The sequence below is a fragment of the Escherichia sp. HH091_1A genome, from assembly GCF_030295175.1.
Classification (GTDB): Bacteria; Pseudomonadota; Gammaproteobacteria; order Enterobacterales; family Enterobacteriaceae; genus Escherichia; species Escherichia coli_F.
Map to the genome: position 1 here is coordinate 739,194 of NZ_AP025747.1, position 19,477 is coordinate 758,670.

The 19,477-nt window shown below is 49.6% G+C and carries 22 protein-coding genes; 6 read left to right on the forward strand and 16 right to left on the reverse strand.

Annotated features, from left to right (window positions below):
• Positions 1-85: 85 nt before the first annotated feature.
• From yldA to citC, 10 genes are all read right to left on the reverse strand, one after another.
• Positions 86-175 carry a small membrane protein YldA gene (gene yldA / locus QUF14_RS28870; RefSeq protein ID WP_349813939.1) on the reverse strand — a complete coding sequence of 30 codons (90 nt, stop codon included), beginning with the start codon at positions 173-175 and terminating at the stop codon, positions 86-88.
• 142 nt (positions 176-317) lie between these two features.
• Positions 318-728 carry a nucleoside diphosphate kinase regulator gene (gene rnk, locus QUF14_RS03355; RefSeq protein ID WP_000089742.1) on the reverse strand — a complete coding sequence of 137 codons (411 nt, stop codon included), beginning with the start codon at positions 726-728 and terminating at the stop codon, positions 318-320.
• 229 nt (positions 729-957) lie between these two features.
• Entirely contained in the window at positions 958-1,764 is an 807-nt protein-coding gene (gene rna, locus QUF14_RS03360) for a ribonuclease I (RefSeq protein WP_024212085.1), read from the reverse strand.
• Between the two features lie 113 nt (positions 1,765-1,877).
• Positions 1,878-3,341 carry a citrate/succinate antiporter CitT gene (gene citT / locus QUF14_RS03365; protein WP_000050323.1) on the reverse strand — a complete coding sequence of 488 codons (1,464 nt, stop codon included), beginning with the start codon at positions 3,339-3,341 and terminating at the stop codon, positions 1,878-1,880.
• Positions 3,342-3,391: 50 nt separating this feature from the next.
• Positions 3,392-4,270 (reverse strand): triphosphoribosyl-dephospho-CoA synthase CitG, encoded by an 879-nt coding sequence (citG, locus tag QUF14_RS03370; protein WP_000062467.1) that lies wholly within the window; start codon positions 4,268-4,270, stop codon positions 3,392-3,394.
• On the reverse strand, positions 4,245-4,796 hold the full coding sequence (gene citX, locus QUF14_RS03375; protein WP_000550422.1) for a citrate lyase holo-[acyl-carrier protein] synthase: 552 nt from the start codon (positions 4,794-4,796) through the stop codon (positions 4,245-4,247). The genes citG and citX overlap by 26 nt, the downstream gene beginning before the upstream one ends.
• 3 nt (positions 4,797-4,799) lie before the next feature.
• Complete coding sequence (citF, locus tag QUF14_RS03380) at positions 4,800-6,332, reverse strand: citrate lyase subunit alpha (protein ID WP_000192245.1); 1,533 nt, start codon at positions 6,330-6,332, stop codon at positions 4,800-4,802.
• Between the two features lie 10 nt (positions 6,333-6,342).
• Positions 6,343-7,251 (reverse strand): citrate (pro-3S)-lyase subunit beta, encoded by a 909-nt coding sequence (gene citE / locus QUF14_RS03385; protein WP_000622357.1) that lies wholly within the window; start codon positions 7,249-7,251, stop codon positions 6,343-6,345.
• Positions 7,248-7,544: a citrate lyase acyl carrier protein gene (gene citD, locus QUF14_RS03390; RefSeq protein ID WP_000700703.1), complete on the reverse strand. Its 297-nt coding sequence runs from the start codon at positions 7,542-7,544 to the stop codon at positions 7,248-7,250. Before citD ends, citE begins: the two co-directional genes overlap by 4 nt.
• 14 nt (positions 7,545-7,558) lie before the next feature.
• Positions 7,559-8,617 carry a [citrate (pro-3S)-lyase] ligase gene (gene citC, locus QUF14_RS03395; protein WP_000467722.1) on the reverse strand — a complete coding sequence of 353 codons (1,059 nt, stop codon included), beginning with the start codon at positions 8,615-8,617 and terminating at the stop codon, positions 7,559-7,561.
• 379 nt (positions 8,618-8,996) lie between these two features.
• On the opposite strand from citC, the gene dpiB reads away from it, so the two are divergent.
• Positions 8,997-10,655, forward strand: coding sequence for a sensor histidine kinase DpiB (dpiB, locus tag QUF14_RS03400; protein ID WP_001353363.1), 1,659 nt, complete (start codon positions 8,997-8,999; stop codon positions 10,653-10,655).
• Complete coding sequence (gene dpiA, locus QUF14_RS03405; protein ID WP_000126500.1) at positions 10,624-11,304, forward strand: two-component response regulator DpiA; 681 nt, start codon at positions 10,624-10,626, stop codon at positions 11,302-11,304. Before dpiB ends, dpiA begins: the two co-directional genes overlap by 32 nt.
• A gap of 40 nt (positions 11,305-11,344) precedes the next feature.
• On the opposite strand, the gene dcuC is transcribed toward dpiA, so the two are convergent.
• Positions 11,345-12,730, reverse strand: a complete 1,386-nt coding sequence (dcuC, locus tag QUF14_RS03410) for an anaerobic C4-dicarboxylate transporter DcuC (protein ID WP_000955057.1) — start codon at positions 12,728-12,730, stop codon at positions 11,345-11,347.
• Between the two features lie 589 nt (positions 12,731-13,319).
• Between dcuC and pagP the strand changes: the two genes are divergently transcribed.
• The gene (gene pagP, locus QUF14_RS03415; protein ID WP_001601868.1) at positions 13,320-13,880 is read left to right on the forward strand and encodes a lipid IV(A) palmitoyltransferase PagP; all 561 of its coding nucleotides are present in this window, start codon (positions 13,320-13,322) and stop codon (positions 13,878-13,880) included.
• Positions 13,881-14,054: 174 nt separating this feature from the next.
• Complete coding sequence (gene cspE, locus QUF14_RS03420; protein ID WP_000034825.1) at positions 14,055-14,264, forward strand: transcription antiterminator/RNA stability regulator CspE; 210 nt, start codon at positions 14,055-14,057, stop codon at positions 14,262-14,264.
• Between the two features lie 53 nt (positions 14,265-14,317).
• Here cspE and crcB read toward each other — a convergent pair whose 3' ends face one another.
• Positions 14,318-14,701: a fluoride efflux transporter CrcB gene (crcB, locus tag QUF14_RS03425; RefSeq protein ID WP_000939738.1), complete on the reverse strand. Its 384-nt coding sequence runs from the start codon at positions 14,699-14,701 to the stop codon at positions 14,318-14,320.
• A 95-nt stretch (positions 14,702-14,796) separates the two neighbouring features.
• On the opposite strand from crcB, the gene QUF14_RS03430 reads away from it, so the two are divergent.
• Both QUF14_RS03430 and tatE read left to right on the forward strand, forming a co-directional pair.
• Complete coding sequence (locus QUF14_RS03430) at positions 14,797-15,585, forward strand: deaminated glutathione amidase (protein WP_001305561.1); 789 nt, start codon at positions 14,797-14,799, stop codon at positions 15,583-15,585.
• Between the two features lie 128 nt (positions 15,586-15,713).
• Positions 15,714-15,917, forward strand: a complete 204-nt coding sequence (tatE, locus tag QUF14_RS03435) for a twin-arginine translocase subunit TatE (protein WP_000503931.1) — start codon at positions 15,714-15,716, stop codon at positions 15,915-15,917.
• 100 nt (positions 15,918-16,017) lie between these two features.
• On the opposite strand, the gene lipA is transcribed toward tatE, so the two are convergent.
• From lipA to ybeD, 4 genes are all read right to left on the reverse strand, one after another.
• Complete coding sequence (gene lipA / locus QUF14_RS03440; protein WP_000042632.1) at positions 16,018-16,983, reverse strand: lipoyl synthase; 966 nt, start codon at positions 16,981-16,983, stop codon at positions 16,018-16,020.
• Between the two features lie 208 nt (positions 16,984-17,191).
• Positions 17,192-18,145 (reverse strand): YbeF family transcriptional regulator, encoded by a 954-nt coding sequence (locus QUF14_RS03445; protein WP_000378040.1) that lies wholly within the window; start codon positions 18,143-18,145, stop codon positions 17,192-17,194.
• 259 nt (positions 18,146-18,404) lie between these two features.
• Entirely contained in the window at positions 18,405-19,046 is a 642-nt protein-coding gene (lipB, locus tag QUF14_RS03450; RefSeq protein WP_000284041.1) for a lipoyl(octanoyl) transferase LipB, read from the reverse strand.
• A gap of 100 nt (positions 19,047-19,146) precedes the next feature.
• The gene (ybeD, locus tag QUF14_RS03455; RefSeq protein ID WP_000850550.1) at positions 19,147-19,410 is read right to left on the reverse strand and encodes a DUF493 family protein YbeD; all 264 of its coding nucleotides are present in this window, start codon (positions 19,408-19,410) and stop codon (positions 19,147-19,149) included.
• Positions 19,411-19,477 lie beyond the last annotated feature (67 nt).

The following is a 19,477-nucleotide window of genomic DNA, read 5'->3' on the forward strand; positions in this document are numbered from 1 at the left end:
CACATTATTGATTATGAATCTATGATTTGCGAGGCTGATTCGATCTGAATTTGCGATTGATCTGGAAAATAAATAAAACCAGGTACTACCAGCGTTGTTCAAGGTATAGCACTGCAGCAACAATAATAGCTGCTATGAATATATAAAACGCAGTGATACTGAGAGCTTCGCTCATATGGGGTTCCGCAGATGAATAACCAGTTCAGATTAGAATGCTGTGCTTAAGAGCAAAATGATAAATCTGGTTGATATTTGAGCGGAAAGAGGATGCGAGTGCATCCTCTGGGCAAAGCGAGTTGTCGCTTGTGCAGATGGGATTAAAGCAGGTAGTCGCCAGCAGCTTCTGGCTGGTATTCGAGTTCCAGCACTTCAAGGTGGGTTGCAACGCCGCCCGGAAGTTCCCAGTGAATGGAATCGCCAACGCGCAGCCCCAGCAGTGCGGCACCTACCGGAGCCATAACGGAAAGCTGAGTATTGCTATCGGTCATTTTTGCCGGATACACCAGCGTGCGCACACGCACTTCGCCATCGCTAAGATTGCGGAATTTAACCCGGCTGTTCATTGTCACCACGTCGTGTGGCATCTCTTCTGGCGAACACATTTGGGCGCGATCCAACTCTGCGTTTAACGCGTCGGCGATTGGCAAACCAGAATAGGCAGGTTGCTCCAGCAGAATATCGATGCGTTCGGCATCCAGGTCGTTAATGATGATAGTTGGTCTGGACATTTTTACTCCATGTCGTCGGTACTGCGAGTGTCGCAGATAAACATACCCAAAAGAAAACCCTCACCGTCAGGCGGCGAGGGTTTAACTCACATGATGATACTGACTGTTGCTCACTCTTTGAAGTGATTTGCGTCACATTCAGGGAATTCCTCAATGCAGCGCATTATGTATAAATCTTAATCGTCATAGTTTATGGAAGACGAATTAGCGTCTTTTGTAAATCAGAGGATTAATAACCTGCTTTATCAATCACAAAGGTTTTGCCACAGTTGCCTGGGTGTGGTTGTGGCAAGAATGAGTTTGCAGAAAGCGGAGCGTTGATGGCGTCAGCTTTGATCGAGATCTGAATTTCAGTCAAATACGCAGGGTTACCCTGACACGTTAGCTTAATTGCTTTCACGTTCTCTTTTCCCCAGCTTTTGGCAAAGGCGGCGTCAAAGTCACGGCGGCTCACTGTCTTACCGTAGTTATCCGCAAGGAATTTTCCGGCTTCGCTCTCTTTAATTTCTTGATTCAGGCGTACCATCGTGCCGAAGTAAGCGTCCGGATCAAAACCAAAGCAGACGCCGTGTTTGGCATATTCGTAACGTTCCAGGCAGGAACGACCGCCAGCTCCCGGCATGACTTCATTTAGTTTAGCTGCCGTTTCCAGCGATAACCCGGTTTCCGGCGATGAACACATCCGGCTGGCGCGCGCCTCTGGTAGATTCGGGATTGGGCGAGTAGCGCAACCAAAGCGCATCCAGCGTCGTTCATCAACACCACGGGCCGCAACCGATTTAGGCAATCCCGGCCATAGACCATGTACGGTCAGAAAGTCGGCTTTGTTGGGTGTTTCGGTTTGCAGGCGACATTCATCCCGTTCGTTACGATTTCGATCGTGTTGACTCTGGCAGAACCCGGTTTGCCAGGAGAGAGCAAGGACATAGCGATCAAAATCGCCATACTGTTTTGCCTGCAACGCCACAGCGTTGACAGAAGAGAAGGGAAGCAGAGAAACCGCGAGCAACGCGGCATTACGCCAGAATGCTTTCATAATGGGTGTGGAACTCATACATACACTGAATACTACCTATTAAATCATAAAAAAGCCCGCCTGGTGGGCTTACCTGGCGGGCGTGATGATTTATTCAGCGTTTGGCGAACGTATTAGTTCCACATAGCGAGAATCGGCCAGCCAACCAACAGCAGCATAGAGATGTAAATCACCCCGAAGATTGCGCCAAGACGCCAGTAATCTTTTGATTTCACATAGCCGCAGCCGTAAATAATCACCCCAGGACCGGTTGCATACGGCGTCAGACAGCCCATGATACCGATAGACAGCACCAGCAGGATACACAGTTGTTCCATTGGTACGCCCGGAATACCTTTACCGACGGCCAGAATAACCGGCAGCATGGTTGCGGTGTGCGCAGACAGGCTGGCAAACAGGTAGTGCGCAAAGTAGAACACCAGAACCAGTACAATCACCGTTGCGTTTGGTGAGAATCCTTCCAGGTGCGTACTCATGGTACCGGCGAACCAGTCAATAAAGCCAGAACGAGTCAGGCCATTAGCCATCACAACCAAAGTTGCCAGGTTGACCAGCGTGTTCCATGCGCTGTTATAGCGGGTAATGTCTTTCCACGGCACAACGTGCAGGGCCAGCATTAGCGAAACTGCCAGCAGACCTACCGCAGTAGCATTAATGACTTCACTGCCAAATACCCACAAACCTAAGCTGAGCAATACAAGGCCAATCAGCGTCCACTCTCTGCGTGTCAGCGCACCCATGGTTTTTAGTTCATCACCCGCCCAGGTTGCTACTTCTTCACTGTGTGTGATTTCCGGTTTGTAAAGCACGTAGGAAAGCCACGGCGCAATGATAAGTAAGATAACGCCAACCGGCAGGAAGCAGAGGAACCACTGCAACCAGCTAATCTGGATGCCGGCAATTTTGCTGACGAACTCCAGACCCAGCACGTTTGGTGCCGCACCGGTGACAAACATGGACGAACTCAGACTGGTACTAATGACCATCATCCACATCAAATAGCCGCCAATACGACGCGCGGACGGATCGTTCGGGAATGATTTAAACAGCGGCGGCAGGTTTTTAATGACCGGAAAAACCGTACCCCCGGTACGCGCGGTGTTGGACGGTGTAAACGGTGCCAGCAGAATGTCGATAATGACTATCGCATAACCTAACGTCAGCGTGCGTTTGCCCATGAATTTCACCAGGAAAAGGGCAATGCGACGACCTAACCCGGAAACTTCATACCCTAATGCAAAAATAAATGCGCCAAATACCAGCCATACCGTGGTGCTGGAAAAACCAGCCAGACCCCATTTCAGCGCCTGTTTTTGCGCATTAAACGCTGGGTCAGCTAATTCTTTGGCATCAAAGAGAAGGTAATTACTGCCAATAACGCAAATAGTAACCGCAATAAAACTGATCGCTGTTGCCGGAATTGGCTCGAGGATCATGCCGACAATCATTGCCACAAACACAGCGAAGTAATGCCATGCCTGCGGTGGCATACCGTCGGGGACAGGGATAAGAAACATGACGCCCATCACCACCAGTGGGGCCAATAGTTTCCATATATTATCTTTTGCTAAAGACATACGGGTTCTCCGAAAATTAATATTTCCAAATTTATCAAGTGCTTAAATAATTAAATCTGTGCTAAAAACCAGGTAAGGATCAGCAGGTCGGCACTGCCGCCTGGACTGAGATTTCGTTCGATACACTCCCTGTCGAACTGCCGGAGATAATCGAGATCGGCGGGGGTTCGGATGCCCCCTTTTTGCAATAATGTTTGCGCCTTGCGCTGTAGCCAGCGCAGGCCTCCCTCGCCACCGCGCGATGCAACGTTGGTATCGCCGTTGATCGCCATCAGTAGGAGTAAGGTATCGAGCAATGCCAGTTCAGGATCTAACCCCTGATCCAGCAGAGTGAGGTAATGCGGCAGGGCGTGGTTGATCACCAGTGGGTAACCTGCTTCGGCTTCGCCGCGCGCGCCGGTAAGGCCAAGTTGCTGGTACAACCGTTGACCTGCCGTCAGTTGTGAATTATTGGTACGCAGTTCGCGATCGGTCAGGCCACGGCAGAAACTTGCCGCCGTCGCACAAATGGTTATTGGCGTTACCGACTGGTTGAGTTGAAGCAAACGGCCAATTGCCGCACACAGTAGCCCTAAAGAAAAAATGCTGCCTTTATGCGTGTTTACGCCCGCAGTGGCGCGGAACATATCACCTTCGCAAGCCATACCAATTGGGCGTAATCCGTGGAGTACCGCTTCTGGTGCCATTTCAGCACTACAGGCACCAAATTCAATGAAACGGGGTAACCAGCCCTGAATCGCCAGCGCGCTGCGGTGAAAATCTTCCAGCGCCATATCTTTGTGCGCCCCGCAGTTAATCCGATCCACGAGGCCTGGTTTCGGTGACAGATTGACTTCAGTCAGCATGGCGCGCCAGCCCAGCAGGGCGTACTCATCGATTAATGACGTCGCAAGCTTTGTGGTTTTAGTTGACGTTGCAGGCATCGACATCGTTCAGCAGCGCCTCCATGCGGTTGAGTAAATCGGTCAGTTGATGGGTTTTTCCACGCGCGCAAACAGCTGCGCTTTGCTCGCACAACAGGCAGCGGCGAGGCGGCAGTGAATAGTCGCGGCGGGAGAGAATTTCGCCTTCGGGTGTCAGGACATCGATATCCCATAACCGCCCGAGAGGATGACTATGTTCAAGCTCAATGGTGGCGAGCTTGAGGTCGCGAGCCGGGGCGGCAATGCTCAACATGCCCTCCGGCCCGCTGGCGGAAACCAGTGCAGCCTGCTCCTGAATTTGCCAGCCCTGTTTTGCGGCTAAGGCACGCAAGGCTGTCACGCCATGATTAAAAATTCGGCGTGTGACCTCGCTGTCTTTAATCGGCCCAGGCGCAACCACGGTAAAGGAGACCAGTGGAACAGGATGGCGCTTGAGCCAGACGTGTTGCCGTGCTTGCCTTTCATCCCGGCTGACGAGCAGCTCGGGAATTGACACCGCATGGTGGCTGGCGAGTTCAGGAAGCAGGTGCATGGCTTATTCCTTCACCTGATGCACAACATCGATCACCGAGCCATCGCGGTAACGCACAACGGCAACGACGCGGTCGGTGAATTCAATCGGCTGTGGTTCACCGGTCAGCAGACGCGCACGTTCACGCAGCCACTCAATAGAAACCACTTTGATCCCCGCTTCCTGCAGACGTTCTGCCAGTTCCGGACGTGCCGGGTTAACTGCGATACCGTGGTCTGTGACCAGAATATCGACACTGGAGCCCGGGGTGATGCAGGTCAGCACGTTATCCACCAGAGTCGGAATACGACCGCGTACCAGCGGTGCGACGATGATGGAAAGTGCAGAGGCAATCGCGGTATCGCAGTGACCACCGGAAGCGCCACGCAGTACGCCGTCAGAGCCGGTCAGCACGTTAACGTTGAACTGGGTGTCAATTTCCAGCGCGCTCAGTACCACCACGTCGAGACGATCAACCGATGCACCTTTTGAACCCCAGTTAGCGTACTGGTTGGCGCTGATTTCGATGTGATTGGGGTTACGGGCCAGCGATTGTGCAGCGTGGCTGTCAAAGCTCTGTACATCCAGCAGTTTGCGGATCAGACCTTTTTCGTGCAGATCAACCATCGTTGCGGTAATACCGCCAAGGGCGAAGTCGGCGCGAATATCGCGGCTACGCATTTTGTCTTCCAGGAAACGGGTTACCGCCAGCGATGCGCCGCCGGTGCCGGTCTGCATGGAGAAACCTTCTTTAAAGTAGCCTGAGTTGACAATCACATCCGCAGCGCTACGGGCAATAAGCAGTTCGCGCGGGTTAGTGGTCATACGGGTAGCACCAGCGCCGATTTTTGCAGCATCGCCAACGCGATCGACTTTGACGATCAGATCAACCTGATCTTGCTCAATGCTTGCCGGATTATGCGGATAAGGCAGCAGTTCTTCGGTAAGCATCACGACCTGTTTTGCGTTGTCGGCATCAACCATTGCATAGCCGAGGGAGCCGCAGCAGGCTTTACCGGTGTAGCCGTTGGCATTACCGAATTCATCACAGGACGGGACGCCGAGGAAAGCCACATCGATATTCAGTTCGCCGCTCTGTACCAGATGCACACGTCCGCCGTGAGAGTGGATTTGCACCGGTTCCGCCAGCAGACCACGGGAGATTTCTTCCGCCAGTGGACCGCGCAGGCCAGAGGTATAAATGCGGGTAACCACGCCCTGGCGAATGTGTTCTACCAGCGGCGCATGGCAATCACTCAGGGAGCTGGAGGCCAGAGTCAGGTTTTTAAAGCCCATCTTCGCGATGACGTCCATCACCATATTGACGGTCAGGTCACCGCCACGGAAAGCGTGATGGAAGGAAACCGTCATGCCGTCCTGTAAACCAGAGCGACGAATCGCTTCTTCCAGGTTGGCGCACAGTTTGCGATCGCGCGCTTTTTCAGCCTGGTAGGTTTGCTTTGGCGAGTTCTGGAAAGCGGCAAGATCGCATTCAGCGCGACGATTCCAGGCCGCTACCCGTTCTTGTCGTTGAGATTGTTCAATTTTCTGCGTCATTTTGATTGCCTTATTCTTCGCGGATGCCGGAAAGTTCTGCGCGGGAGAGCACCAGACGGGCGCGATCGATAACCGGACCGTCCACCATCTTGCCGTTCAGGGAAACCACGCCGAGGCCTTCGCGAGCGGCGGCTTCAGCGGCTTCTACGACGCGGCGGGCGTGATCCACTTCTTTCTGGGTCGGTGCGTAGAGGTTGTGCAGCAGATCAATCTGACGCGGGTTGATCAGCGATTTGCCGTCAAAGCCCAGCTGTTTGATGTGGGCGGCTTCTTGCAGGAATCCGGCTTCGTTGTTTGCGTCAGAATAGACGGTATCGAACGCCTGAATACCCGCAGATCGCGCGGCCTGCAAAATGGAGCAGCGAGCGAACAGCAGTTCAGTTCCTTCCGGGGAGCGTTCTGTACGCAGGTTGCGCACATAGTCTTCTGCACCGAGGGCGATACCGATCAAACGCTCGGAAGCGTGAGCGATTTCCACTGCGCGGGTAATGCCCAGCGGAGATTCAATCGCCGCCAGCAAGCCGGTACTGCCGGGTTCACGACCACAGGCTTTTTCGATACGCAGGATCTCTTTTTCGATATCCAGAACATCCTGAGCGGTATCGGTTTTCGGCAGACGCACAACGTCCGCACCACCGCGAACGACGGCTTCCAGGTCGTTGACACCCCATTCGGAATCCAGCGCGTTTACACGCACAATGGTTTCAATATCGCGATACAGCGGATGTTGCAGCGCGTGGTAAACCATGCGGCGGGCGGTGTCTTTTTCACGCAATGCTACGGAGTCTTCGAGGTCAAACATCAGGGCATCAGCCGGGTAGATGAATGAGTTGCTGACCATCGCGGCATTGGCACCAGGCACAAACAACATGCTGCGGCGGGTGCGAGTTTTACGTTGTTGCAGCGAAGCGGAAATCATTGGCAATCCTCCCATGGCAGAGCCGGGATACCGCTGGCGCGTGCCAGCAGGGCTTCCAGTCGTGCACGTAAAATGCAGTCCAGTGCGCCTTTGTCATCGACATTCAGCTGTACGCCGCGCACGTTGTAGCGGGCGAGAACGTCCAGAATGGTGGTGCGAATGGCATCACCAAACTGTTTTTCAACGCTGCTGTTGATTTGCAGGTCGATATCCTGCGTATCGAGTGGGGCGATGCGTATCATCACATCCCCAGACTCAAGGGTGCCTGCAACGGCGGGCTGGTTTATTTTCATTTTTCACCTGTTTCTCATGCGGGGGTCTTTTGACGAGCTGCCGCGTCCTGGCGGGAGTGCTCAAGCAGGTTCTGCAAATAATGCAGCGTGACTGCAGGGACCAGCGGCGCGATAGCCGTGAGATCGTTTTTCGCCAGCAGTTGACGTACCCGGGAAGCGGATATCGGCATCTCCTGGTAACGCAGCCGCTCAATTTCAACCAGTTCGATGGGCGGTGCGGAGATAGTCGGCGTTTCCAGCCAGTAGCGCATATCCTGGTTGTACTGGGCGGTAACGCGACAAAAGGGTTCAGTACCGACAAAGCGGTGAGTTACACCCAGCGCGGGAGCGAGGTACTGACGGAAAATCTTCAGATCAATTTCGGTGTAACAATGGTTAATGACGCTCTGTTCTTTAATGAAGTAGCAAGGGAACGTAGCGCGGGAGATGATGTATTCGGAGCCGCGATGCACAGTCAGGCGTGGAATATCGGCGGTGCCTTTTAACACCAGATCCAGCCGGTCTTCATAGGGAAAGCGTGAAGAATCTTCTTTAACTAAAAACAGATGCAACCAGTCGCACTGTGCTGCAGCCTGTTGAATCAGATAACGGTGACCATTCGTAAAGGGATTGGCGTTCATCACAATGCAGCCAATCTTGTTCCCTGGATGACGAAATTTTTTCAGCGATTCGGCATAGCGTTTCAGTCGCGTGGCGCTGTTTTCCATCAGCACCATCACGCCGGGTACACTGGTCAGCGTGGAAAAACCGCACTGGCGGAACAGCGCCTCGTATTCGGTTTTGGTATAAATAAACAGATGCGTGCTGTGCCGCTCATAGGCGAGGTTTATCAATTCAGTGGCTAATGTCAGCGCCAGTCCTTCACCGCGAACGGATTCACTGATAGCAACGCATTTAATAATATTTCCGGCAATTCCACCGCACGCGATAAGCTTTTCATCGCGGGTTACGGTAATAAATACTTCGACTGTGGTGTCAACGCTCAAATCATTTTCATGCAGGAATTGGACGATTTCCGCCATTTTTTTATTTTCTGAACGTTTTACACGGGTGAAAATATCATTGCCGAACATAATAAATAGTATCCTGAAGGTGCATGTTGTTATCGATTTGCAACGAATGTTGTTCGATGTTGCAAACTGATAACCTTTTATTTTCACTTGGGAGAAAGGGGGGCGATCGAGGTATATCTTTTTCTCCTTTCGCTATACATCCTAAGGAGTATTGCAGCGTGAAATTTTGATTTATTTCACATAGAGTTAGTGGTTTTTTATTTATTTAATGGTTTTAAGTTTTTTAATTAATGTAATTACGAAATGACCCGCAGGTTTAAGTGATTTAATTGATTTAATGAATAAAATTTGCCACGATTATATTTAATATCTATGTATTTTGATTCAACATTTTAATTACATCCGTCAAAAAGGCTCGGGACAACCCGCAAGGAAAACAATGTTGCAGCTTAACGAGAATAAACAGTTTGCATTTTTCCAAAGACTGGCATTTCCGCTGCGTATCTTTTTGCTGATTCTGGTGTTCTCAATATTTGTCATTGCAGCCCTGGCGCAATATTTTACGGCCAGTTTTGAGGACTATTTAACGCTTCATGTGCGCGACATGGCAATGAATCAGGCAAAAATTATTGCTTCTAATGACAGTATCATCAGCGCAGTGAAAACGCGTGACTACAAGAGGCTGGCGACCATCGCTAACAAATTACAAAGAGATACTGATTTCGATTATGTCGTGATTGGTGACCGGCACTCGATTCGTCTTTACCATCCTAATCCGGAGAAAATTGGTTATCCTATGCAATTCACCAAACCGGGCGCGCTGGAGAAAGGGGAGAGCTACTTTATCACCGGGAAAGGGTCAATTGGCATGGCGATGCGTGCCAAAACGCCAATCTTTGATGACGATGGAAAAGTCATCGGCGTGGTGTCGATTGGCTACCTGGTGAGTAAAATCGATAGCTGGCGGGCTGAGTTTTTATTACCGATGGCTGGCGTGTTTGTCGTGCTGTTAGGGATTCTGATGTTGCTGTCGTGGTTCCTGGCCGCGCATATCCGTCGGCAAATGATGGGCATGGAGCCAAAGCAAATCGCACGCGTGGTCCGTCAGCAAGAGGCGCTGTTTAGTTCGGTTTATGAAGGGCTGATTGCGGTGGATCCGCACGGTTACATTACCGCCATCAATCGTAACGCAAGAAAGATGCTGGGGCTGAGTTCCCCCGGACGGCAATGGTTGGGTAAACCCATTGCTGAAGTGGTCAGGCCCGCCGATTTCTTTACCGAACAGATTGATGAAAAACGTCAGGATGTGGTGGCGAACTTTAACGGTCTGAGCGTTATTGCCAACCGGGAAGCTATTCGTTCTGGTGATGATTTGCTGGGGGCCATTATCAGCTTTCGTAGTAAAGACGAAATATCCACCCTCAATGCACAACTGACGCAAATTAAACAATACGTCGAGAGCCTGCGCACATTGCGACACGAGCATCTCAATTGGATGTCGACGCTCAATGGTCTGTTGCAGATGAAAGAGTATGATCGCGTGTTGGCGATGGTGCAGGGGGAGTCTCAGGCCCAGCAACAGCTCATTGATAGCCTGCGCGAGGCGTTTGCCGATCGCCAGGTGGCGGGGCTGCTTTTTGGTAAAGTGCAGCGCGCCCGCGAACTGGGGCTAAAAATGGTCATCGTCCCCGGAAGTCAGCTTTCGCAACTGCCGCCAGGACTGGACAGCACCGAGTTTGCAGCCATTGTTGGCAATTTACTTGATAACGCCTTCGAAGCCAGCCTGCGTAGCGATGAAGGAAACAAGATCGTTGAATTATTCCTTAGCGATGAAGGCGATGATGTGGTGATTGAAGTCGCCGATCAGGGCTGCGGCGTTCCAGAGTCTCTACGAGACAAAATATTTGAGCAGGGTGTCAGTACGCGTGCTGACGAGCCCGGCGAACATGGCATTGGGTTGTACTTGATTGCCAGCTACGTAACGCGCTGCGGTGGTGTTATCACTCTCGAAGATAATGATCCCTGCGGTACCTTATTTTCAATCTATATTCCGAAAGTGAAACCTAATGACAGCTCCATTAACCCTATTGATCGTTGAGGACGAAACGCCGCTGGCAGAGATGCATGCGGAATATATTCGTCACATTCCCGGATTCAGTCAGATATTACTGGCGGGAAACCTGGCGCAGGCCCGAATGATGATCGAGCGTTTTAAGCCGGGGCTAATCTTGCTCGATAACTATCTTCCTGACGGTAGAGGGATTAATTTACTGCATGAACTGGTGCAGGCGCATTATCCCGGCGACGTGGTGTTTACCACTGCAGCCAGTGATATGGAAACGGTGTCTGAAGCCGTACGTTGTGGTGTATTTGATTATCTCATTAAGCCAATTGCCTATGAACGGCTGGGGCAAACGCTAACCCGTTTCCGCCAGCGTAAACATATGCTGGAAAGTATTGATAGCGCCAGCCAGAAGCAAATCGATGAGATGTTTAATGCCTATGCTCGCGGTGAACCCAAAGACGAACTGCCGACCGGCATTGACCCCTTGACGCTAAACGCGGTGCGAAAACTGTTTAAAGAGCCTGGTGTGCAACATACGGCAGAAACGGTGGCGCAGGCACTGACTATCAGCCGCACCACTGCCAGACGTTATCTTGAATATTGCGCCAGCCGCCATCTGATTATTGCTGAAATTGTTCACGGCAAAGTTGGCAGACCGCAACGCATATACCACAGTGGGTGACATGATAAAGCCGGAGGAAGCTTGCCTCCGGCATGACTATTTACTTGCCTGTGACCGCGGCTGCCGTTCCTGGCACCATCAGCTCTGTAGCAACGATAACAATCACCAGCCCAACAAGCACCGGCACCGAGGTGCGTTTTACGACTTCAAATGGTGAGATTTTCGCCATCCCGGCAACCGCAACGACTACGCCAGAAACGGGTGACAGGGTACGACCGAGGTTTGACGCCTGCAGCATTGGGATAGTCAAATACGCCGGGTTAATGCCGGAAGAGTGCGCCAGTTTCGGGATCATCTCAACAAACGCATAAAACGGCGCATTGCCTGAACCGGTCGTGACTGCCGCCAGCATTGTCAGGATCACCAATACCAGCATCAGGATGATACTCGCCGAACCAAACGAAGTGGCGATAGAAATCAGACTTTGAATAAAGCCGATGGTGCTAAGCCCCTGAGCGAATACCCCAGCGGCAACCAGCAGCATCACCACGTTAGCAAACGCATCTGCCATCCCGCGATAAGCCACTTCCAGGCCCGAGAACACTTTCTGGGTATTAAAGCTGCGGATGAACTCCAGAATGGAGGCAATCAGCATACAAATCACCAGAATAGTGATGATGTGTAATTGCGGCCCCCATTTGCCGTCAAAAATCAGCACTCCGATGATCGGCGTGAACGGCAAAATGGCATAAAACGCAGGAGCAGTGGTGGTGATTTCGCTGACATCTAACATTTCATGAGAGATGTGCTCTTTTTTATCCAGATAACGTTGCCAGAAGAAGTGGGCGATCGCCATGCCGATAATTGCAGCAATTGAGATAGGCAGCGTCGTTTTGAAGGCGAAATCAATCAGCGACATTTCGGAAGCCTGCGCCGCCAGCACCACATCCCCTGAAGTCGGTGCGAGAATAATCGCCGCCGGGGAGGCACAAATAGCAGCAGCTGCACCACGGCTGATACCAACGTTCACCATCACCGGAAACAGGGTTGCCATCAGCAAAACACCCAGACCGGTTGCGGAAGAGACGGCCAGAGACATCAGACAGGCGACAAAATAGGCGGCAATCATCAACAGGTAAGGGGAGTTAATATACTGCAATGGTTTTGACGCCAGCTTGACCACCATATCATTCGCGCCGATATGGGTCATGTAAGCGGCAAAGCCACACAGCATCATAATCATCATGCCGAGGTCGCCGCCGCGGCTCATTAGCAATATTTTAACGTATTCAACGATATCCGTGGCGCTGTAGCCTGTTGAAGCCTGGCTGGACGGTAACACTTTGTGCCCCATAATGGCACTAATAATCAGCAATAACAGGCCACCGACAAATAACACGCCAGTGGCGGAATACCCTTTAATGATGTAGCGAGCTACACCCACAATAACCACAACCCCAATAAGGAGTTCAATGAATGTCAGCATAATTTTTCCTGTCTCCAGGCCCCAAAGTAAATAATAAAAAATTCCTAAAACTTAAGGAAAAAATATGCCCAATAAATTGGCGGTGAATGCTGATTAAAATCAAGAAAAACTGCCATTAAGACATTGAAGTTGCTGTTTTTATACATAGATAACAAAACGCATATTTAGCGTTTGGCAATTATCACATAATAATGTGTGTAAATTGATGGTGGATTGATGCAAATTTGTTAATTGCAATGGTGTTAGCTGCGGTTGTGTGCTCAAAAAACAATCTGCAATGGGCGTGGGTTGACAATATATAATATATTCTTCATTAAGATGTTTTTTTGTATCTTATTAAAAAATAAGTTAATTTTTTCTTGGTTGCATTTTGCTATCAGAAACAACTTGCTTTTTCTTTTATGACTATTCCCATCGCAGAAAACGAAGTATCATCTTAAATCGATGCACGGAAATATTTATCTTGAACAAGCGGAAATAAATAGAGCAGCTATTCAGATTATTCTTCATGTTGGGTCTATTAAGGTTATGTTAATTGTAGTTTTGCTATGCTAGTAGTAGATTTTTGATAAATGTTTTATGGTCACAAATGAACGTGAGTAAATATGTCGCTATATTTTCCTTTGTTTTTATTCAGTTAATCAGCGTTGGTAAAGTTTTAGCTAACGCAGATGAGTGGATGACAACGTTTGGAGAAAATATTACACAAACCTGGCAACAGCCTGAACATTATGATTTATATATTCCTGCCATCACCTGGCATGCACGTTTCGCTTACGACAAAGAAAAAACCGATCGTTATAACGAGCGACCGTGGGGTGGCGGTTTTGGTCAGTCGCGTTGGGATGAAAAAGGAAACTGGCATGGCCTGTATGCCATGGCATTTAAGGACTCGTGGAACAAATGGGAACCGATTGCCGGATACGGATGGGAAAGTACCTGGCGACCGCTGGCGGATGAAAATTTTCATTTAGGACTGGGATTCACCGCTGGCGTAACGGCACGCGATAACTGGAATTACATCCCTCTCCCGGTTCTACTGCCATTGGCCTCTGTGGGTTATGGTCCAGTGACTTTTCAGATGACCTACATTCCGGGTACCTATAACAATGGCAATGTGTACTTTGCCTGGATGCGCTTTCAGTTTTGAGACAAATGAAATTTTAGTAACTTCTTTAAAATCAATGAGTAAAATAATTAACATCAAAAATAACGCGACTTTTATCACTTTTTAGTAAAGTTGCACTGGACAAAGCGTACCACAATTGGTGTACTGGTAACCGACACAGCATTTGTGTCTATTTTTCATGTAAAGGTAATTTTGATGTCTAAGATTAAAGGTAACGTTAAGTGGTTTAATGAGTCCAAAGGATTCGGTTTCATTACTCCGGAAGACGGCAGCAAAGACGTGTTCGTACACTTCTCTGCAATCCAGACTAATGGTTTTAAAACTCTTGCTGAAGGTCAGCGCGTAGAGTTCGAAATCACTAACGGTGCCAAAGGCCCTTCTGCTGCAAACGTAATCGCTCTGTAAGATACGTCAGCAAGAATTCAAAACCCGCTTAATCAGCGGGTTTTTTTTGGTCTTTAGTGTGCGGTTGAGGCCGAAAACAGCCAGAAAGCCAGTGCGGTCATGGCAAAAGACCCCAGAAGGTTGACGAAAACGTTCAGTAATGCCCAGCCAAAGCGGCCCTCTTGTAACAAAAACACCACTTCTGCCGAAAATGTTGAGAAGGTTGTTAGACCGCCACAAAATCCGGTGGTGATTAATACTTTCCACACTGGATCAATGTTCGTCATCCTGCTAAACCAGGCGAATCCCATTCCTATGATGAATGCCCCAATCAGGTTTGCAGCCAGCGTCCCCAACGGAATCGCCTGATGCAGCGGGTTAAATCGCATACTTAACAGCCATCTCGCCACGCTTCCCGTACCACCGCCAATAAAAACTGCTAAAAGAAGTTGTAACACTGCAAAATCCTGCTATTTGATTTGTATGAGTGATAAGTGTAACGCCGAATAATCGCCGTTGGCGAATTTTACGACTCTGACAGGAGGAGGTGGCAATGCTGGTTGCCGCAGGACAGTTTGCTGTTACATCTGTGTGGGAAAAGAACGCTGAGATTTGTGCCTCGTTGATGGCGCAGGCGGCGGAAAACGACGTTTCGCTGTTTGTCCTGCCGGAAGCATTGTTGGCGCGTGATGATCATGATGCAGATCTATCGGTTAAATCAGCACAGCTGCTGGAAGGCGAATTCCTCGGACGTTTACGGCGAGAAAGTAAACGTAACATGATGACGACAATTCTGACGATTCATGTTCCTTCAACGCCGGGGCGCGCATGGAATATGCTGGTGGCGCTACAGGCAGGAAACATCGTCGCCCGTTATGCCAAACTGCATCTCTATGATGCATTTGCCATTCAGGAATCACGCCATGTTGATGCTGGTAATGAAATAGCTCCGTTACTGGAGGTGGAAGGGATGAAGGTCGGTCTGATGACCTGTTATGACTTACGCTTTCCAGAGCTGGCGCTGGCACAGGCATTACAGGGAGCTGAAATCCTGGTACTTCCTGCCGCCTGGGTTCGCGGGCCGCTCAAAGAGCATCACTGGTCAACGTTGCTTGCCGCTCGTGCGCTGGATACCACCTGTTATATGGTGGCGGCGGGGGAGTGCGGGAACAAAAATATCGGGCAAAGCCGGATTATAGATCCCTTTGGCGTCACCATTGCGGCAGCGTCAGAAATGCCTGCACTCATTATGGCGGAAGTGACGCCCGAACGTGTGCGTCAGGTCCGCGCGCAACTGCCCGTCTTAAACAACCGTCGCTTTGCGCCGCCGCAATTATTATGATGTTTTTTTACGCGGCGCTTGATTCACCTTGTTACAGATTGCTATTGTGTGCGCGCGTCGAATGACCGTTAATATTCTCTGGTTTTTAAGGCGCGTTCTGTTGCCGGTTATATGTCAAGAAGGTATCTATGGGTGAGATTAGTATTACCAAACTGCTGGTAGTTGCGGCGCTGGTCGTTCTGCTGTTTGGGACTAAGAAGTTACGTACGCTGGGCGGAGACCTTGGAGCGGCCATTAAAGGGTTCAAGAAGGCGATGAATGATGACGATGCTGCGGCGAAAAAAGGCGCAGACGTTGATCTTCAGGCTGAAAAGCTCTCTCATAAAGAGTGACGTGGCGAGCAGGACGCTCCCTCAATATCTTGTTCGATACAAAAAACCCGCTTCAAAAAGCGGGTTTTTTATCAGACAGATGTAAGTAATTATTACAGGATTACTTAACTTCCATCCCTTTCGCCTGCAAATCGGCGTGGTAAGACGAGCGGACAAACGGACCGCATGCAGCATGGGTAAAGCCCATCGCCAGCGCTTCGGCTTTCATTTCGTCGAACTCATCCGGGCTAACGTAACGTTGAACCGGCAGGTGATGGCGGCTTGGCTGCAAATATTGCCCCAGCGTTAGCATCGTCACACCATGACGGCGCAGGTCGCGCATTACCTCAATAATTTCTTCATTGGTTTCACCCAGACCCACCATCAGACCAGACTTGGTCGGGATTTCCGGATGCGCTTCTTTAAAGCGTTCCAGCAGCTTCAGCGACCAGTTGTAATCTGCACCAGGCCGTACCTGACGGTAAATACGCGGTACGTTTTCCAGGTTATGGTTGAACACATCTGGTGGTGTGGCGGTCAGAATATCCAGAGCACGATCCATACGACCGCGGAAATCCGGCACCAGAGTTTCAATTTTGATTTGCGGGCTTTTTTCCCGAATGGCAGTAATGCAATCCGCAAAGTGCTGGGCACCGCCATCGCGCAGGTCATCACGGTCAACGGAGGTGATAACCACATAACGCAGCGCCATATCGGCAATGGTCTGTGCCAGTTTCACTGGTTCATTGGCATCCGGAGCTACCGGGCGACCGTGAGCAACGTCACAGAACGGACAACGGCGGGTACAAATAGCGCCGAGGATCATAAACGTTGCTGTGCCGTGGTTGAAGCATTCCGCCAGGTTAGGGCAGGAGGCTTCCTCGCAGACAGAATGCAGGCCATTTTTGCGCATTGCGGCTTTGATGCCCTGGATACGTGTAGAGTCCGCTGGAAGCTTGATTTTCATCCATTCCGGCTTGCGCAGCAGGGCTTCGCGCTCTGTTGCCACGTTTTTAACCGGGATAAGGGCCATCTTATCGGCATCGCGGTATTTAACACCGCGTTCCATCACAATGGGTTTACTCATAGCGTGCGTGTTCCAGTTGCGAATTACGAAGGAAAGCGTTTCAATTCAATAGATTGTTGTAATTATCAACTATTTTTGAATTAACGACTGGCAGTATATCATTGAAACGGACCTGAAAGCAGCCAAAGCGGTCGCGAAAATGTAAAATTGTCGTTGGATTGTGCCATTTTTTCGTTCTTCGCTGTGATCTGGCTGTAACAATACTTTTTCAAAATGCATTACGGATAACATCTATTACCCCGTGCAGGATGGGATCACGCAGGCTGAATTTGTTGTAGTGGATAGAGAAATCTATTTGCTCCTCATTTAAGGACGGAAAAGGCAGTTTTTCCAGCGGCCAGCAACGGCTAAACAGGTTATAAAAACGGCTGGGAATAATCGCTAACATGTCACTGTTGGCAACCAGTGCAGCGATTGTCAAAATGTTGTAGCTGGTGAAACTGATTTGCCGGTCCGGAAACATCTCTTGAACTCTCTGCCGCAGACCGCTGAAATTTTGCCCTTCCGGTAACAGGAGTATATGCGCAGCGTTGCCAATAGTCTCTCTGTCATCTTCTAAAGAGAGTAGCGGATTTCCCTCGCGGCAAATTAACACCATATTGTCGGTGAACAGAACATGATGTTGCACCGTACGATTGGTGCAAAACATGTTATCGATGATGAGATCGGTTTGAAACTGACTGAGTTGGTTTTCCGCGTCGCTGATGGGGGGGTTGCGCAGTAAAAGCTGCGGATAGTGAGATTTAATCGCCCGATAGATGACAGGAAGGACCAGGGCTCCGACCGAGGGGGTGGTCGCGATAGTTATCGTTCGTTGCTTATCATAGGTTCCTTCGATATCCAGCGCGCCGAGAATGGATTCAAGGCCCTGACTGATATACTCATGCAAATGCATTGCAAATGCAGTAGGAGTGACGCCCTGGCCTTTGCGAATAAACAATGGGTCAGGGAATATAACGCGCAGTTTCTGAATAGACTGACTGATTGCCGAGGGTGTCAGATTAAGCACTTTCGCTGCATTAACGATCCCTTTATGCACATACACAGCTTCAAAAATAGTCAGAAGGTTAAGATCAATATTTCGTAAGGTTGTAAATATTTGTGGTTTACCTTCTGACGACTTTCTGCTTAAACAGGGTTCAATTTGATTATTACTATCCACGCACTTACTCCAATTTTATTCATGGAAAAATAATATTTAAAAAAATTACAATAATCTTATATCTAATTTGAATGGAACGCTTTTGCTCACCATAGTCAACTATTTCAATAAGTTAATCAATGGGGTGAGTTACGGAGCGAAGCATTGCATCGCATTTCTGCAAGTGATAAAGAAAATATACAAACGCGAAGGAGAAGTAAAGCATTAGCAGGTATTATGAGTAATGACCCAGTGTAAATTGGGCCATTGATGTATGTAATTAAGCGGTAATATATTCGAAGTCGGGATTGTTTAGTAGCACTAAAATATTTTCTAGCAAACGCGGTGCAATATTATTAGTTGTCGCTTCGGGTTTCCATTGTGATATTTTAGCCATTTCCATTCCGGCATACCCACAAGGATTAATACGTAAAAATGGCGAAAGATCCATATTGACGTTTAATGCCAGACCGTGGAATGAACAACCGCGCCGAATACGTAAGCCAAGTGAGCAAATTTTCTTTTCCCCGACATAGACACCAGGCGCGTCAGCCCGAGGATGTGCTTCTATACCCAGTTCAGCCAGGGTATTCACCACTGTTTGCTCGAGCAAGGTCACCAGTTCACGCACACCGAGTTTACGGCGTTTCAGGTTAAGCAACACATACATCACCTGTTGCCCCGGCCCGTGATAAGTCACCTGCCCACCGCGATCGCTTTGGATCACCGGAATATCGCCCGGCATTAAAATGTGCTCCGCTTTTCCTGCCTGCCCTTGGGTGAATACCGGATAGTGCTCGACCAGCCAGATTTCATCAAGAGTACTTTCATCGCGGGTATCGGTGAATTCATGCATAGCCTGGGAGATTGGCTCGTAAGGCTGAAGACCGAGCTGGCGGACAAGAATTTTATCCTGATACAAAACGGCATCTCCGTGGAGAATGAGTAAAAGTGGGGGAAAAGTATATCACAGCGAGGAGAGGGGAGTTACCCGACCAGGGGCCGGGTAAAGAATACGCGAGTTACAGAACCATGCGGACAATATCGATTTTGCCCAGTTCTTCATACAGTGTTTCAACCTGCTCAATATGAGTGGCGTTGATAGTGATAGATACCGAGTGGTAGTTGCCTTTGCTGCTTGGTTTTACCGTTGGGGTGTAGTCACCTGGCGCATGGCGCTGTACCACTTCAACCACCTGATCAACCAGCTCAGGTAACGCCTGCCCCATAACTTTGTAAGTAAAAGGAGTAGGGAATTCAAGCAGTTCGTTAAGTTTGGTTTTCATGTCAGCTCCGGCGTAACGTAATTAAATAGCAACTCCCGCCAGAAGGCGGGAGTTTTTTACTGATGCT

What these genes read in the sequence shown, in the direction of transcription:
- yldA (WP_349813939.1), bottom strand. Translation starts at nt 175, where the DNA reads ATGAGCGAAGCTCTCAGTATCACTGCGTTTTATATATTCATAGCAGCT.
- rnk (WP_000089742.1), bottom strand. Translation starts at nt 728, where the DNA reads ATGTCCAGACCAACTATCATCATTAACGACCTGGATGCCGAACGCATC.
- rna (WP_024212085.1), bottom strand. Translation starts at nt 1,764, where the DNA reads ATGAAAGCATTCTGGCGTAATGCCGCGTTGCTCGCGGTTTCTCTGCTT.
- citT (WP_000050323.1), bottom strand. Translation starts at nt 3,341, where the DNA reads ATGTCTTTAGCAAAAGATAATATATGGAAACTATTGGCCCCACTGGTG.
- citG (WP_000062467.1), bottom strand. Translation starts at nt 4,270, where the DNA reads ATGTCGATGCCTGCAACGTCAACTAAAACCACAAAGCTTGCGACGTCA.
- citX (WP_000550422.1), bottom strand. Translation starts at nt 4,796, where the DNA reads ATGCACCTGCTTCCTGAACTCGCCAGCCACCATGCGGTGTCAATTCCC.
- citF (WP_000192245.1), bottom strand. Translation starts at nt 6,332, where the DNA reads ATGACGCAGAAAATTGAACAATCTCAACGACAAGAACGGGTAGCGGCC.
- citE (WP_000622357.1), bottom strand. Translation starts at nt 7,251, where the DNA reads ATGATTTCCGCTTCGCTGCAACAACGTAAAACTCGCACCCGCCGCAGC.
- citD (WP_000700703.1), bottom strand. Translation starts at nt 7,544, where the DNA reads ATGAAAATAAACCAGCCCGCCGTTGCAGGCACCCTTGAGTCTGGGGAT.
- citC (WP_000467722.1), bottom strand. Translation starts at nt 8,617, where the DNA reads ATGTTCGGCAATGATATTTTCACCCGTGTAAAACGTTCAGAAAATAAA.
- dpiB (WP_001353363.1), top strand. Translation starts at nt 8,997, where the DNA reads ATGTTGCAGCTTAACGAGAATAAACAGTTTGCATTTTTCCAAAGACTG.
- dpiA (WP_000126500.1), top strand. Translation starts at nt 10,624, where the DNA reads ATGACAGCTCCATTAACCCTATTGATCGTTGAGGACGAAACGCCGCTG.
- dcuC (WP_000955057.1), bottom strand. Translation starts at nt 12,730, where the DNA reads ATGCTGACATTCATTGAACTCCTTATTGGGGTTGTGGTTATTGTGGGT.
- pagP (WP_001601868.1), top strand. Translation starts at nt 13,320, where the DNA reads ATGAACGTGAGTAAATATGTCGCTATATTTTCCTTTGTTTTTATTCAG.
- cspE (WP_000034825.1), top strand. Translation starts at nt 14,055, where the DNA reads ATGTCTAAGATTAAAGGTAACGTTAAGTGGTTTAATGAGTCCAAAGGA.
- QUF14_RS03430 (WP_001305561.1), top strand. Translation starts at nt 14,797, where the DNA reads ATGCTGGTTGCCGCAGGACAGTTTGCTGTTACATCTGTGTGGGAAAAG.
- tatE (WP_000503931.1), top strand. Translation starts at nt 15,714, where the DNA reads ATGGGTGAGATTAGTATTACCAAACTGCTGGTAGTTGCGGCGCTGGTC.
- lipA (WP_000042632.1), bottom strand. Translation starts at nt 16,983, where the DNA reads ATGAGTAAACCCATTGTGATGGAACGCGGTGTTAAATACCGCGATGCC.
- ybeD (WP_000850550.1), bottom strand. Translation starts at nt 19,410, where the DNA reads ATGAAAACCAAACTTAACGAACTGCTTGAATTCCCTACTCCTTTTACT.